General features: G+C 40.8%; 14 protein-coding genes. 7 read left to right on the forward strand and 7 right to left on the reverse strand.

The features are described 5' to 3' along the window. Nucleotides 1–375 precede the first annotated feature (375 nt). From ABR397_RS08695 to ABR397_RS08710, 4 genes are read left to right on the forward strand one after another with little or no spacing between them, the layout of a single operon-like run. Nucleotides 376–1,116, forward strand: a complete 741-nt coding sequence (locus tag ABR397_RS08695; protein WP_350305427.1) for an ABC transporter ATP-binding protein — start codon at nt 376–378, stop codon at nt 1,114–1,116. Further along, on the forward strand, nt 1,106–2,314 hold the full coding sequence (locus tag ABR397_RS08700; protein ID WP_350305390.1) for an ABC transporter permease: 1,209 nt from the start codon (nt 1,106–1,108) through the stop codon (nt 2,312–2,314). Before ABR397_RS08695 ends, ABR397_RS08700 begins: the two co-directional genes overlap by 11 nt. Beyond that, entirely contained in the window at nt 2,307–3,770 is a 1,464-nt protein-coding gene (locus ABR397_RS08705) for a TolC family protein (protein WP_350305391.1), read from the forward strand. Before ABR397_RS08700 ends, ABR397_RS08705 begins: the two co-directional genes overlap by 8 nt. Continuing rightward, nucleotides 3,763–5,004: an HlyD family secretion protein gene (locus ABR397_RS08710; protein WP_350305392.1), complete on the forward strand. Its 1,242-nt coding sequence runs from the start codon at nt 3,763–3,765 to the stop codon at nt 5,002–5,004. Before ABR397_RS08705 ends, ABR397_RS08710 begins: the two co-directional genes overlap by 8 nt. A gap of 412 nt (nt 5,005–5,416) precedes the next feature. Here the strand turns inward: ABR397_RS08710 and dinQ are convergent, their stop codons facing one another. Continuing rightward, nucleotides 5,417–5,488, reverse strand: coding sequence for a damage-inducible type I toxin DinQ (gene dinQ, locus ABR397_RS08715; protein ID WP_407072871.1), 72 nt, complete (start codon nt 5,486–5,488; stop codon nt 5,417–5,419). Between dinQ and ABR397_RS08720 the strand changes: the two genes are divergently transcribed. Then, entirely contained in the window at nt 5,481–5,696 is a 216-nt protein-coding gene (locus ABR397_RS08720) for a hypothetical protein (RefSeq protein ID WP_350305393.1), read from the forward strand. The two genes, dinQ and ABR397_RS08720, sit on opposite strands and share 8 nt — an antisense overlap. Before the next feature lie 280 nt (nt 5,697–5,976). Here the strand turns inward: ABR397_RS08720 and ABR397_RS08725 are convergent, their stop codons facing one another. The 4 genes from ABR397_RS08725 to idi all read right to left on the reverse strand — a co-directional run bounded on the left by ABR397_RS08725 (nt 5,977) and on the right by idi (nt 7,868). Further along, nucleotides 5,977–6,168 (reverse strand): hypothetical protein, encoded by a 192-nt coding sequence (locus ABR397_RS08725; protein WP_350305394.1) that lies wholly within the window; start codon nt 6,166–6,168, stop codon nt 5,977–5,979. Between the two features lie 118 nt (nt 6,169–6,286). Next, a complete protein-coding gene (locus tag ABR397_RS08730) occupies nt 6,287–6,697 on the reverse strand; it encodes a type II toxin-antitoxin system HicB family antitoxin (protein WP_036808644.1) in 411 nt (136 codons plus the stop codon). A 53-nt stretch (nt 6,698–6,750) separates the two neighbouring features. Then, a complete protein-coding gene (locus ABR397_RS08735; protein WP_350305395.1) occupies nt 6,751–6,924 on the reverse strand; it encodes a type II toxin-antitoxin system HicA family toxin in 174 nt (57 codons plus the stop codon). Between the two features lie 410 nt (nt 6,925–7,334). Then, nucleotides 7,335–7,868 (reverse strand): isopentenyl-diphosphate Delta-isomerase, encoded by a 534-nt coding sequence (gene idi, locus ABR397_RS08740; protein WP_350305429.1) that lies wholly within the window; start codon nt 7,866–7,868, stop codon nt 7,335–7,337. Between the two features lie 550 nt (nt 7,869–8,418). Here idi and ABR397_RS08745 point away from each other — a divergent pair. Next, nucleotides 8,419–9,345, forward strand: a complete 927-nt coding sequence (locus ABR397_RS08745) for a VirK/YbjX family protein (RefSeq protein ID WP_350305396.1) — start codon at nt 8,419–8,421, stop codon at nt 9,343–9,345. A 53-nt stretch (nt 9,346–9,398) separates the two neighbouring features. Here ABR397_RS08745 and ABR397_RS08750 read toward each other — a convergent pair whose 3' ends face one another. Further along, on the reverse strand, nt 9,399–9,986 hold the full coding sequence (locus ABR397_RS08750) for a GNAT family N-acetyltransferase (protein ID WP_350305397.1): 588 nt from the start codon (nt 9,984–9,986) through the stop codon (nt 9,399–9,401). A 270-nt stretch (nt 9,987–10,256) separates the two neighbouring features. Between ABR397_RS08750 and ABR397_RS08755 the strand changes: the two genes are divergently transcribed. Continuing rightward, on the forward strand, nt 10,257–12,278 hold the full coding sequence (locus ABR397_RS08755) for an NADPH-dependent 2,4-dienoyl-CoA reductase (RefSeq protein WP_350305398.1): 2,022 nt from the start codon (nt 10,257–10,259) through the stop codon (nt 12,276–12,278). A 129-nt stretch (nt 12,279–12,407) separates the two neighbouring features. On the opposite strand, the gene sstT is transcribed toward ABR397_RS08755, so the two are convergent. Continuing rightward, nucleotides 12,408–13,655 (reverse strand): serine/threonine transporter SstT, encoded by a 1,248-nt coding sequence (sstT, locus tag ABR397_RS08760; RefSeq protein WP_350305399.1) that lies wholly within the window; start codon nt 13,653–13,655, stop codon nt 12,408–12,410. Nucleotides 13,656–13,937: the final 282 nt, after the last annotated feature.

The following is a 13,937-nucleotide window of genomic DNA, read 5'->3' on the forward strand; positions in this document are numbered from 1 at the left end:
ATAATTACATCCGTCATTCCGCACCTATTTTTTGATTTAAAATTAGTGATGGTAATCACAAAATTTGATAAAAAATAATTAATTTTGAGCTTTTTATAACTAATTATTAGATGATTTTCGGTTCTATTTTTTTATAATTCATCAGAGAATCAACGGATCTATACCCAAAAGATAGAAAGTGTTGCTTTAGCGCAAAAAGTCACTCTTTATCAAAATCGTTAAAAAATGCTCTGAAAAGTATAAAAGCACGAAAATGATACTAATTGTCGTGATCATGCAGCCATTTCCTGTGAAACAAATTCCTATATTTGGCGCGGAATGACGGCTACATATCTTATCATTTTAATGAGTAAAGAGATTATAAAAATAAAAATGATGGGTCTTATAAACTCTACTCAGTCGATAATATCAGAGTCACCTGTTATCAATATGCAACGGTTAACTCGTGTTTACCAACATGGAAAAGAAAGTCAAATACCCGTTCTGAAAAATATCACAGCCCAAATTTTTTCCGGGCAAAGTTGTGCCATTGTCGGTGCATCAGGTTCAGGCAAAAGTACTTTACTGAATATTCTTGGTTTGCTAGATAAACCTACCTCCGGTGAATATTTTCTTTGTGGTGTTGATATGTCAACAGCCAATTCTGACTCACGAGCCAGAATGCGCAATAAAGAAATTGGTTTTGTTTTTCAAGGCTTCCATTTATTGGCTGGAATGACTGCGACAGAAAATGTTGCATTGCCGCTACTTTATCGGGGTATTACTGCTTCACAAGCCTATAAAATCGCCAAAGAAAAACTACATTTAGTTGGGCTTTCACATCGAGCGACTCATTACCCGGCTGATTTATCTGGTGGACAACGGCAACGAGTAGCTCTGGCCAGAGCTTTGGTAGGAGAACCCTCATTATTGTTGGCCGATGAACCAACTGGAAATCTCGATCAGAAAACAGCAGAAGAAATTCTATTATTGCTTTCTTCTCTTCACACAAACAATGCGATGACGCTGGTTGTTATCACCCATGATCCTATAGTTGCAAATCACATGCAGCGGGAATTTCGAATGATTGATGGTCAATTACATGTTACTAGAGGAATAACTATTCATGCCGGATAATTGTCAATCGGGCAACTATGGTATACAGGGAGTTATGATATGGCGAGAAGCTTGTCGCAATTTAATCTCAATGGTAAGACGTACCCTTCTTGCATTATCAGGTATAATTATTGGTTGTGCATCAGTTGTGGCATTTGTGAATATCGGGCATAACACGACTTTGGCTGCATTAAAAGTGTTCAGTGGGTTGGATATTAATGTTTTTACAGCCAACCTGAATTCTTACCATCATGGTATTGATCATTCATCAATTAAAATGGTTGGTCTGACAACGGCTATTCCCAGCTTATCTTCTACAGCACCTTGGATTCATTTTGCTTCTCCCGGTCGTTATAACGGAAAAACAACAACATTCACTATCATAGGCTCTTCTCCAGAATTAGAAAAAGTTATGCAATTGCAGCTCCATTACGGCCGCTTTATTTCTGATTATGATAAGCACTCACCTTATCTGGTCATTGGAAATGAAGTAGCTAACAATCTGGGTAAAGGAGAGGCTTCCAGTGTACTTGGCAAGCAGATTCAACTTGGCAATTATTTATACACCGTAATTGGTATTATAAATACGAAAGGGAGAAATCCCATCTTTCCTGTTTCTTTAGATTCCGCAGTAATTGTTCCTATAGATGCAATCCGAAAAATATCATCCAATACTGATATAAATGGCATCATCGTTCGTACAATAACAACCACAACTATAGAAACAGATGCCAAGGAGGTGTTGGAGTTCCTCAAACTCAAATTTCCGGCAGTGGACATTGATGTTCAGATACCACAGCAATTATTAGAAGGGCTAGCAGAACAAAGTAGTACCTTTTCTTTTATGTTAATAGGGCTGGCCAGCATTTCATTACTCTCTGGTGGTATCGCTATTTCAAATATCATGATGATGAATGTTTCGTCTCGACGAAAAGAGATTGGGTTGCGTATGGCGTTAGGGGCAAGAGAACAAGATATTAAACGTCTTTTTTTGTATGAAGCAGCATTACTGACTTTTTCTGGAGCAATAATAGGAACATTAACAGGTATTATAGTTTCCATCCTGTTTGTTCTTTACTCTGGCTGGGCATTCTCTCTGGCCGCTTCATCTATTCCTTTAGGGATAGGAGGTTCTATTACAGTAGGACTTATCTCCGGTTTTTATCCTGCACTTAAAGCTTCAAAAATGGAACCCGTACAGGCATTACGTGATGATTAAAAAATATTTTCGTTATGGTTGTTTTATTTTGTGTGTTTTTTTCCCCCGAACAGATCTTCTAGCACTTGAACAGGGGCAATTGGTTTTATCAGGGCTTGATTACAACCTTCACGAAGAGACATCAAAAGAAGTCATTAATCTGTCGCTGAGCGATGTAATATCGCTTGGTTTAAGGAATAATTATGCAATTCGGAGTAATTACCTGGATCGAATTGCACAAAAATTTGATTTACGAGTGGAGGAAGACAGATTTACACCTAAGCTGCAACTCAGTGGCCGCTATACTACAGGCAAAAATCAGGATGTTGATTTTAGGAATACTAAATTGTTTCCTAATGCTACGCTGCTTACTCCGCTAGGAACTCGTTTTACCCTTTCTTGGACACGTGAGAATAATAAGTCAGGAGTAAATAATCTTCACAACGATGGGGCAAGTATTGTAATGATACAGCCACTTTTACGTGGTGCAGGAAGCGATGTTAATAATGCTCCCATTTTATTGGCAAAACTACGAGAACAAACTAATCGGCTGAATTTAAAAGCAACGGTTTCTGATTCAATTACACAAATTATTTTGGCGTATCATGCAGTACTCCGTGCACAGGAACGACAAGCGTTATCGATTGCTGCTTTGAAGCGTATGCAAAAATTAATCGATACTAACAAAGAATTGATTAGTGCTGGCAGAATGGCCGAAGCTGATATTATACAAACACAGGCTGATCTAGCCATGCAGGAGCTTTCAGCAAAAGAATCTGAAAATAATGTACATACAGCAAAATTAGAATTACTTAAATTACTCGCACTGAGTCTCAAAACTCCCATTCATGCCAGTGATACACCAACAGGCACTCATATTAGTTTAAATATCGAACAATCAATTAAAAAAGCACAATCACAACAGCCGAATTATCTTATTCAATTACTTTCTGCAAAAGCAGCAGATATCCAGTTATTGCAAGCCAAGGATAATCAATTATGGGATTTATCTCTGGTGGGGGGGGCTTCCCAGTATCGCTCATCGTCTTCTGAAAAACGAAACTGGGAAAATTATGTCGGTATACAGCTGGATATTCCTATCGGTGATATGTCACATAAACAAGAGGAAGTTCAAGCCAAAGTTAATGTTCAGAGACAAGCATTACATATCGAGGAAGTAAAAATAAATTTGGAACAAAGGGTCATTAATGCGATTCGTGACACCGAATCGCGGTGGCAGGAATACCAGCTTGCAATAAAAGCTCATTCACTTTCACAAAAGAAACTAGAAATTGAACAGGAAAAATTACAAGTTGGGCGCTCTAGTAATTTTCAAGTGCTGAGTTTCGAAACTGATCTGAGAAATGCCGAAAATGCTCGTTTGAATACACTGATTCAGTACCTTGATTCGCAAGCAGAACTCGACCAAATTCTTGGTACTACGCTAGAAAGCTGGGAGGTAACTCTCAATGATTAAACGTTATCGATGGGTTATCTCAGGGATATTTGTAGCTGTAGCCTTTTGTTTTACTTTCCTGTTCTTACTCTCCAGACAATCGCCAGATCAAGAACCTACGCAATGGTTCGAAGTGAAATATATCCCGATAGAAAAGCGACTTGATTTAGTTGGTAAACTGCAATCTGGGCGTCTTGAAACTATACCTACACCATTCGATGCCATTATTGCACAAGTATTGGTTAAAGAAGGGCAAAAAGTAACTGCTGGTCAGATATTAGTTACATTAGATACCAGAAAGTTGGATATGGATCTTAGACAAGCTAAAGTCGAAATGATTAAAGCTTCGTCGGTCGTTGATCAATTACATAATTGGGAGAGCGGTCAAGAAGTTATTCGAGCCAGAAGAAATGTTGAAAATGCGAACCATATGGCGATGGAGTCGAAGAATATGCTCGCAAAAGCACAGACGCTTTTTTCTCGAGGGATCATTCCTAAAATGGAAGTAGAAACCCTTGAACAACAAGTTCGTAGGCAACTGATGGAGCTTGCTTCAGCACAGGAGGATCTTACATCAATCCGACAAAAAGGAAATGCTAGTAACGTACAGGTGGCAGAGATGGAATTGCAGAATGTAACTAGTCGTTATCAAGCTTTACAGGAACAATACGCTCATAAAGAAATTAGAGCACCATTTTCAGGTGTTGTGCTTAGAACGACACAAGGAGAGAATGGAAGAATTGTAATACTCCAACCCGGTGTTAAGATTACAGAAGGAATGGCCCTACTAGAAATTATGGATACAGCACAATATCAAGTACTGGCACAGGTTGAGGAATCAGATCTTTCTAAACTGAAAGAAGGACAGACTGTTAAAATTAGCGGTGAGGGATTCGCTAATCACGTACTCGATGGAGAAATTGAAACTATTGCTATGCAAAGTGTAAGCACAGGTGCACCAGGATCGGGAATTTATTACGATATTGTGATTAAAGTGATTTCATCTATGAATAAGGAATATTTTATTAGGCCCGGTATGAGCGCCAAAGTTAATATTGTCACTTATCGTAATGGACAAGGGATGGTTATACCTGAAAAAGCATTAACTCACCATAGTGGTGGGCAATTAACGGTGAGTTGGCGTCCAAATTTAAAGTATCCAGCAGTAGATCGTCTAGTAACTGTAGGAGAGACAATGCCAGAAGGTATAGAGACCCATGGATTAGAAGCGGGATTTATTGCAATACATCGTTAATATGAACTGTATGAATGTGATTACCGAGGGAGACTGACGGACTAATCGCAATCTGATCTGACAGGCACTGAATCAAAGTAGGCGAACTGTCAAGCTTGTACATCAATTTGTGGTGCGACACGAGGCTGTTCCTGTGATTGTTTTAGCCAATAAGTAGTTATTAGGAGAATGTAATGGTCATGCACCCAATAGTTAGATTACCTTTGGAAGATAGTATTCACGTTCAATGAACTGTATTAGGAGAGCGTAAAAATGTGTGGGGCATGGATTTGATGAGAGTTGGATAAAATAATTTAGCAAATCAGGTTACAGAGAATTTTGGCGATTGAGGGGTTCTAACCATCCTGATAATCACACTTAATTGCTTAATTTATCGTGAGTTAAAAAATGCCCCACAGATTTTTATGGTCTCCTATTTCAGAAATGCACGGATCAGCTCTAAAAGCGCGGTTAACGCTTTGAGAACGATGATAGCAGTGTCAATAAATGCTTTCACCCGTTTGCTCCAGTTAGGAGCACGACTTAACCAGCCATTGCCTTTACGCTGCCTGTCCGGCTGGCCCTCATCTGTGTTGTTAGCAGGAGAATATCGCGCTCTGACCGAGGCACTGAATCAGCACCACCTGTACTCAGCCAGGACTTACGAAAACTTGCGTCAGAGATACACAGGTCAGAACACTACCCCAAACTAACAGCCGTTGATTATAGGTTTATTTTCAAATGATTCAATCAATTAAGATGATGAGTAGATAAAAATAAAAAACCAACTAGTGAGGTTGGTTTTTTATTTTAACCCTTAGATAGGGCAATTTGTCTTTGTGCTATACGAGATTTGTAGCCTCGGTTCTAGCGCGACATTCTCCTGCTAACATAATCAGTCTACACCTTAAAAAAGGTGTTATCAACCTATGTCATAGCGTAAAAAAGCTCATACAAATGGAATGATATTCACCCAATCACAGGAGAATACTTCTATTTCAATCCATCGGATTTATAGGCCGTGTTCCTTATCGCGCTGGCGTTCTCCGGCGTACCTGTGTTGTGGTGCGTATGGGCAGCAGTCTGTTCCGCCAGTGCTTTAACCACTATTTCGTCATAAGCGCAGCAAGACAAACCGTCACTCGGACCATCAAAACACGAACCCGTAGCGCTGATTGATACCACTCTATTAACCTGGTACGTATTGGTTTGATTGATAACAGTGCTGTGTGCGTCTAGTTGCGGTTTATCAGGATATAAAAAAGGCCACGTCTTAACGCAGCCTGTTAATTAATGGTGATTTTCATTCAATGGACAAAGTTAACTGATGTCCGATAGCCGATGCGACCTTACCCACCGTATCAATTTTAGTTGAGTGCCGTAAATCAAAGATACGAGTCACTTCCTGCTTTTTCACCCCCATACGGTTGGCTAATTCAATTTGCGTTAACTTGGAATCAAGAAACGCATTGAGCATAAGCACCTTAGAGGCCACGCTTAAGGGCACATCAACATAATCCTGCCCTACGGGGCCAGGAAGCGGGATTTTTTCATTATCTTCGAAGTAAAATTCAAAAGCGGTTATTAGCGCATCGAGTGCCATCTCCAGCGCCTCTTCCCGTGTATCCCCCTGGGTTAAAGCTTCGGGGATATCCGGGAATGAGACGAAATAACCGCCCTCTTCTACTGGCTCTAGTGTGACTGGATATCGCATATTTTTAATGGTGAACCTGTGCGAGAACCCGCCCCTTGCGAGGCGGTTTTTTATCACAATCCTAATTGCTTAATGATTGCTTTCCTCAGCGGCTCTTTGATCTCTTGGCCAGGGTGTCTCGGCATAATGCTTCGTTTCCCCTGATATCTCAGTTTCAGATGGTTTGTCCCATTTGAAACTTCGACGCCTTGAGCTTCCAGCCACCGTCTAAACTCGCTTTGCTTCACCACTCCTCCATTCTGTTGAACATACAAACACAGCAAACATTTATGCTTACCTCGTCAACAATTTTGTTTGCCATATAGAAAGGGTAAAAATAAATCTCATCGAAGAGAGGCCAATCAACCTAGCCAATCACAGGCGAATACTTCTGTTTCAATCCATCGGATTTATAGGCCGAGTTCCTTATCGCGCTGGCGTTCTCCGGCGTACCAGTGTTGTGGTGCGTATGGGCGGCACAACACTGCTCCTAAGTGTAAAACACATTATTAAAGCTACTCATGAGGTTTTCCTTATTAAATGGTTTTAAAAGGTGCGGCAACCTTATTTGTCAGGATTTGCAGCGTATTGGTAAATTTCAATGAGGCATTCATATCTAATAATTCAATTCTGTGATTACCGATAAATTACATTGCCATCAGAGCTGCCTTTGCCAATCCTTAATATCTTGATTCGAAAGGCTATCAATGATTTTTTTAAACCAAACTGTATATTCCCCAGGAGCCTTATTAATTAATTCCCTCAATTTCAGTGGATTAACCCATTTGTAATCGGATGCCTCGTCAGAATTAATTATCGGTTCTTTATCAAATTGCCCGATAAAAACATGATCATATTCGTATTCAATCAAAGTATTAGGGAGTGTGGCATGATAAATAAATGACAAAACTTTTTTCAATGGACAATCAAAACCCATCTCCTCACCAAGACGCCGGTGTGCTGCGGTATCCAGTACTTCGCCAACCCGAGGGTGGCCGCAACAGCTATTGGTCCAAAGCCCGGCCGAATGATATTTTGTTGCTGCCCGTTTTTGTAGTAGTAAATTTCCTTTTTTATCAAAAATAAATATAGAAAAGGCCCGGTGTAACATACCTTTCTGGTGAACATCCATTTTTCCCGCAGAACCAATGGGATTGTCATATTTATCAACAAGAATAAGCATCTCATCCATTATTAATGGCCTTTCTGTGAAGTGAGCTAACACATAAATATTAATCAATAATAAAATCGAAATACATACCCTGCAAGTGTCAAATTAATTTCATAATAAAATGATATAACGAATAAAACATGAAATCATCCAGCTATTTCATAGTGATGTTAATAGCAAAAATCAAACAATAAGCATTAATTTTACTAATAATTAAATCAAACTAATTCCAAAACGAACATATCCAATATGATTTATTTACAACCAATACTGGCTCGCTAAATTTGTCATACAGTGCATGTATCACATCAAGTCATAACCGCTCCTTCCATATTTTTTGGCATACTTTTACAACCAAAAAACGTTATAGAAAACCAAACAAATAATAAACAAACAAGAAAAATATTATTAATTGCTAAAAATTTATTAAAAAATCATTGTTTTTTTTATCTTAAAAAAACACAAAGAGACATCTGTTGAAGTATCGTTTAATACTAAAAGAGTATACTCAGTAGGTTTAAGTCATCTTCCCTCCTGTATTTTATATAACTAGATTAAAGAAATGGAATATATGTATCAACCCACCAGCTCAGGCATTCGACTGTTCACAGATTTAGTCGGAAAAAAAATCAGTCCCAGTCCTCACTGGTATTCTGCACAGAATCGCACTAAGTTTGCTTTGCGTAGCGCTCTGATGCCAATATCGACGCTAAAATTATTAAACCAGATAGTTAATACACCGTTTTATCTGGATATTTTGAAGAAACAACCTTGTTTGCCTTCTAAGCTACATCGCCCTTATCTGAGTATTAACTTCAACAAAGGGCAAACGTTGCGCGCAATAAATGAACACTATCAGTTGTTATTTACTGGGCTGAATAAGTCTATTATTAATAAAATATTTTGTTCCAATGCATATCCATTAGCGGTTATCAATGGTAAGAGTGGAACTTACACTATTTTTATAGATTCCATGGACTGTTTCAACAAAGAGGGTGAGCTTACCTTATTTATTGGAACAGAAGATAATAAAACTCTGGCAAGATGTGCCTTTACACTACTGACTGTTGCGGGTAAAAAAACACTATTTATTGGTGGACTACAAGGTTCTAAAGAAGATACAACCCTTGAAATTATCCGCAATGCCACGAAAGATTGTTATGGATTATTTCCAAAACGCTTACTTCTTGAATCTGTTTGCCGTTTTGCTGCCCACTTTGGTTGTCAGCAAATTCTGGCTGCCAGCAATGATACACACATCTATAAAAGCCTGCGTTATTGGCATAAAAAGAAAGACAAATTAGTGGCTGATTACGACTCTTTCTGGAAATCATTAGGTGGAGAAAGGGGAAAAAATAAAGATTTCCACCTACCATTAGCTATTGAAAGAAAATCTCTTGAAGATATCGCCAGTAAGAAGCGAGCTGAATATCGTCGCCGTTATCAATTACTGGATGAGCTGGATAATGGAATGCAGGATTCTCTGCCTTCAAATTAAATTAGAATCAGGCTGCCACCCAGTATGGCATAGCCTGGTTTTTGAAATAGCTTCTATCTTGGTTTAACCATCTGCCACTCAAGATGGTTTTTAACCGCAGACCATTCACCATTAATAATGCTGTAAACACAAGTATCCCTGACACTGCCATCTTTAGATAAAGCATGACTCCGCAAAATTCCATCAAGTTTCGCACCCAGCCGTTCTATCGCTTTCCGACTCTGGTGATTAAGAAAATGAGTACGAAATTCTACAGCAATGCAATCCAATTCCTCAAAAGCATATTTCAATAGCAAATACTTAGCTTCTGTATTGATATGTGTCCGCTGAACAGAACGCGCATACCAGGTAGAACCGATTTCCACCCGGCGGGCATGAGAATCAATATTCATATAAGTGGTCATTCCAACGGCTTTGCCTGTCCAGTGGTCAACAACAGCAAAAGGCAGCATGGCGCCTCCCTCATATAAAAATAAACGGCGATCAATCTCTTTGCTCAAATCATCCGGTGAAGGAATATTGGTGTACCACAATCTATGTAGCTCACCCTCTTCAATTGCCCGTACAAACTCATCATGCCGCTGGTGCGTCAAAGGTTCAAGAATAACCCCTTTCCCTTCCAGTGTTACCCATTCAGTCATCTGTTTCTTCATAATAATCGTTGGCGTTAATAAATAAGTTAAGAATAGAAGACATCACCCTATCCTCCAACCCCTCGGGTTATCAACTTTATGACTGAGCGAGATTTTATGATATACATCACATTCGTTTAACATTTTTTTCCCAATTAACCTCATTCCGTCTAGATTTAAACCTCCATCTCATCCGACCACCTGATGTTTTCTCCTCGTGGTTTCGGACACAATAACAATAACTTGGTTATGATTGACAAACACCCGACGGAGATTGCAATGAGCCACTATCCTCACCTGTTCACCCCTTTAGACTTGGGGTTCACCACACTGAAAAACCGCATTCTAATGGGATCAATGCACACCGGGTTAGAGGAACATCCCGATCGCGCCCAGAGACTTGCCCACTTTTATGCTGAACGGGCAGCCGGAGGCGTAGCATTGATTGTTACAGGCGGAATTTCTCCAAATAAACAAGGTGTTATAGGAAAAGGCGCAGCATTTCTGGTAGATGAAAAAGACCTTATCCATCATAAAGTTATTACAGACGCGGTTCATCAGGCTGGTGGAAAAATTGCCATGCAAATCCTGCATACCGGCCGTTATAGTTACCAGCCGAATCTTGTCGCCCCTACTGCCATTCAAGCGCCGATTAACCCATTTATGCCCCGTGAAATGACAGAGGAAGACATTCAGCAAACCATTGCTGACTTCGCTCACTGTGCGCAACTGGCACAACAAGCAGGTTATGATGGTGTAGAAATCATGGGTTCTGAGGGGTACCTGATTAACCAATTTCTGACTACCCGCACCAACCACCGCCAGGATCAATGGGGTGGAAGTTTCGAAAATCGAATGCGCTTTGCTGTGGAGGTTGTCAAAGCAGTCCGCCAGGCAACCGGACGGGAATTTATTCTGATTTACCGGCTTTCAATGCTGGATTTAGTCGAAGAGGGTTCTGATTGGCAGGAAATCGAGCAATTAGCCGTCGCCATTGAACAAGCGGGAGCATCTATTATCAATACGGGTATCGGCTGGCATGAGGCACGAATTCCAACTATTGCCACTATGGTTCCCCGCGCCGGATTCAGTTGGGTAACGCAAAATCTAATGGGGAAAGTTTCAATTCCATTGATCACAACAAACAGGATTAATGATCCAGAAATTGCAGAGCAAGCGCTGGCACAAGGTTGTGCGGATATGGTTTCCATGGCGCGGCCTTTTCTGGCGGACGCTGAATTCGTTCTAAAAGCCCAACAAGGACGAGCTGATGAGATAAACACCTGTATTGGCTGTAATCAGGCATGCCTGGATCAGATTTTTGTCGGTGAAATAGCCTCTTGCTTGGTTAATCCCCGTGCTTGTCACGAAACAGAAATGGCAGCCGAACCGGTTATCCTGCCTAAAAAACTGGCTGTTGTCGGTGCTGGGCCTGCTGGATTGTCATTTGCCGTGACGGCTGCCAGCCGTGGTCATCACGTCACTCTGTTTGAACGTAATGGGCAGATTGGCGGGCAATTCAATATTGCCAAACAGATCCCCGGTAAAGAAGAGTTTCATGAAACATTACGTTATTTTCAGCGTCAATTAGAAATCCATCATGTTGATGTGCGGTTGAACCAGACCGCAACGACGGAAATACTCTCCGATTTCGATGAAGTGATCATCGCCAGTGGTATTGTGCCTCGCCAACTCACCATTGATGGTATTCATCACGAAAAAGTACTGAGCTACTTAGATGTACTCAGAGATAAGCAAAATGTCGGTCAGTGTGTGGCTATCATTGGCGCAGGTGGAATTGGTTTTGATACCGCAGAATATCTGAGTCAACCAGAAAAGAGTACTAGCCTTGATTGTACCGCTTTCAGCGAAGAGTGGGGCATTGACCAGAATCTGATACATCGTGGTGGTTTATCTCCTGAAGGCCCGAAACCAGAACCCTCCCCCCGAAAAATTTATCTGTTACAACGTAAACCAACCAAAGTAGGTGAAGGATTAGGTAAGACAACAGGTTGGGTACACAGAACCAGTCTACAGATGCGCGGCGTGAAAATGCTCAACAATATGCAATATCTGAAAATAGATGATCAGGGATTACATATCAGCTGTAATGGGGAACAGAGCTGTCTTGCCGTAGATAACGTCGTTATTTGTGCCGGACAAGAGCCGCTGAGAGAATTGCATCAGCCGTTACAACAATCGGGAAAAACCGTACATATTATTGGTGGCGCAGATGTTGCTGCTGAACTGGATGCTCGACGGGCTATCAATCAGGGCACCCGATTGGGGCTTAAAATCTGACAATAAATAATGGCAGTCACAGGCAGACCATAAAGATGCAGTAAACGCTTAAACCGCGCCATTCCTGGCGCGGATGTTTTACTCTTCTTAACTATTACTGCCTTTTTAACTTCAACCGGAAAACTTCAATCAATTCCGCTGAGTTAGCTGATCCGATGCCAGACGGTCATCCTCAGCCTGACAAACAGCAGCGGTGAACAGTACATCGGTAGAAGAGTTCAAGCCAGTTTCTGCCGAATCCTGCAATACACCAATAATTAAACCGACTGCCACAACCTGCATAGCAATTTCATTGGAAATACCGAACATACTACAGGCCAGAGGGATCAACAGTAAGGAACCACCCGCTACACCAGAAGAACCACAGGCACAAATAGCAGAAACCACGCTTAACAACAATGCTGTAGGCAGGTCAACGGGTATCCCAAGCGTATTTACTGCGGCCAGAGTCAATATCGGAATCGTCACCGCAGCGCCCTCCATATTGATCGTTGCCCCCAACGGGATGGAAACCGAATAAGTATCTTCATGCAGATTCATCCGGCGGCACATAGCCATATTCACCGGAATATTCGCAGCCGAACTACGAGTAAAAAATGCCGTCACGCCACTTTCACGCAAGCAAGCAAATACCAGTGGATAAGGGTTACGGCGAATTTTCCAATAAACAATCAGTGGGTTTACAACGAGTGCGACAACCAGCATACAACCCAGTAGCACAACCAGCAGTTGGGCATATCCCAGCAAAGTGTTAAAACCAGCCTCTACGATAGTTGAAGACACCAAGCCGAAGATACCAACAGGTGCACAACGGATTACGACCCGAACAATCTGAGTAACCGCTTCAGACATATCATAAATCAGAGATTTAGTTGAATCCTTCGCGTAACGCAATGCGATCCCCAAACCAATAGCCCAGGCAAGAATACCGACATAATTACCATTCAGTAACGCATTCACCGGATTAGCGACAATATTACCCAATACCTCTTTAATCACCTCCATAATGTTTTCAGGAGGAGACATCTGAGCATCATTGACAACCAGCACCAGTTGTGACGGGAACATAAAACTACCGGCCATAGCAACTAAAGCGGCGGAAAAAGTACCCAGAATATAGAGGCCAATAATTGGACGAATATTGGTTTTCTGGCCTTCTTTATGGTTAGCAATAGAAGACATAACCAAAATCCATACCAACACCGGGGCTACTGCTTTTAAAGCGCCAACGAACAACGACCCAAGCAAGCTGACTGACTTAGCAGCCGAAGGCGCCAACCACGCCAACAGTATCCCTGCAATTAAACCGACCAAAATTTGTTTAACTAAGCTCCCTTGTGCAATGTAATGCACGAAGCCACGCTTTTGTTTTTCCATAACTGACCCATTTTATTAACTGTTCTACTAAACTTGTATTTTCTGTGTTTGCTGTCTCAGTATAGGGAAACCAAGAAGGGTGAAAAGTATAAACAGTTAAAATATACAACCCTGCCAGCACTTATTAACAATACATTCACATTTGTGTGATCGAAACAGCAATTTACACATTTACAAAGCACAATTATTTGTTTTTATGTTTAACCATTTTTCAGTAACTTAAGACCAGAAAAAACCCTATATTCTTTTTCAGGAATATAGGGTTATCTGTTAAAAAATAGT

Source organism: Photorhabdus viridis (genome assembly GCF_040256935.1).
Taxonomy (GTDB): domain Bacteria; phylum Pseudomonadota; class Gammaproteobacteria; order Enterobacterales; family Enterobacteriaceae; genus Photorhabdus; species Photorhabdus viridis.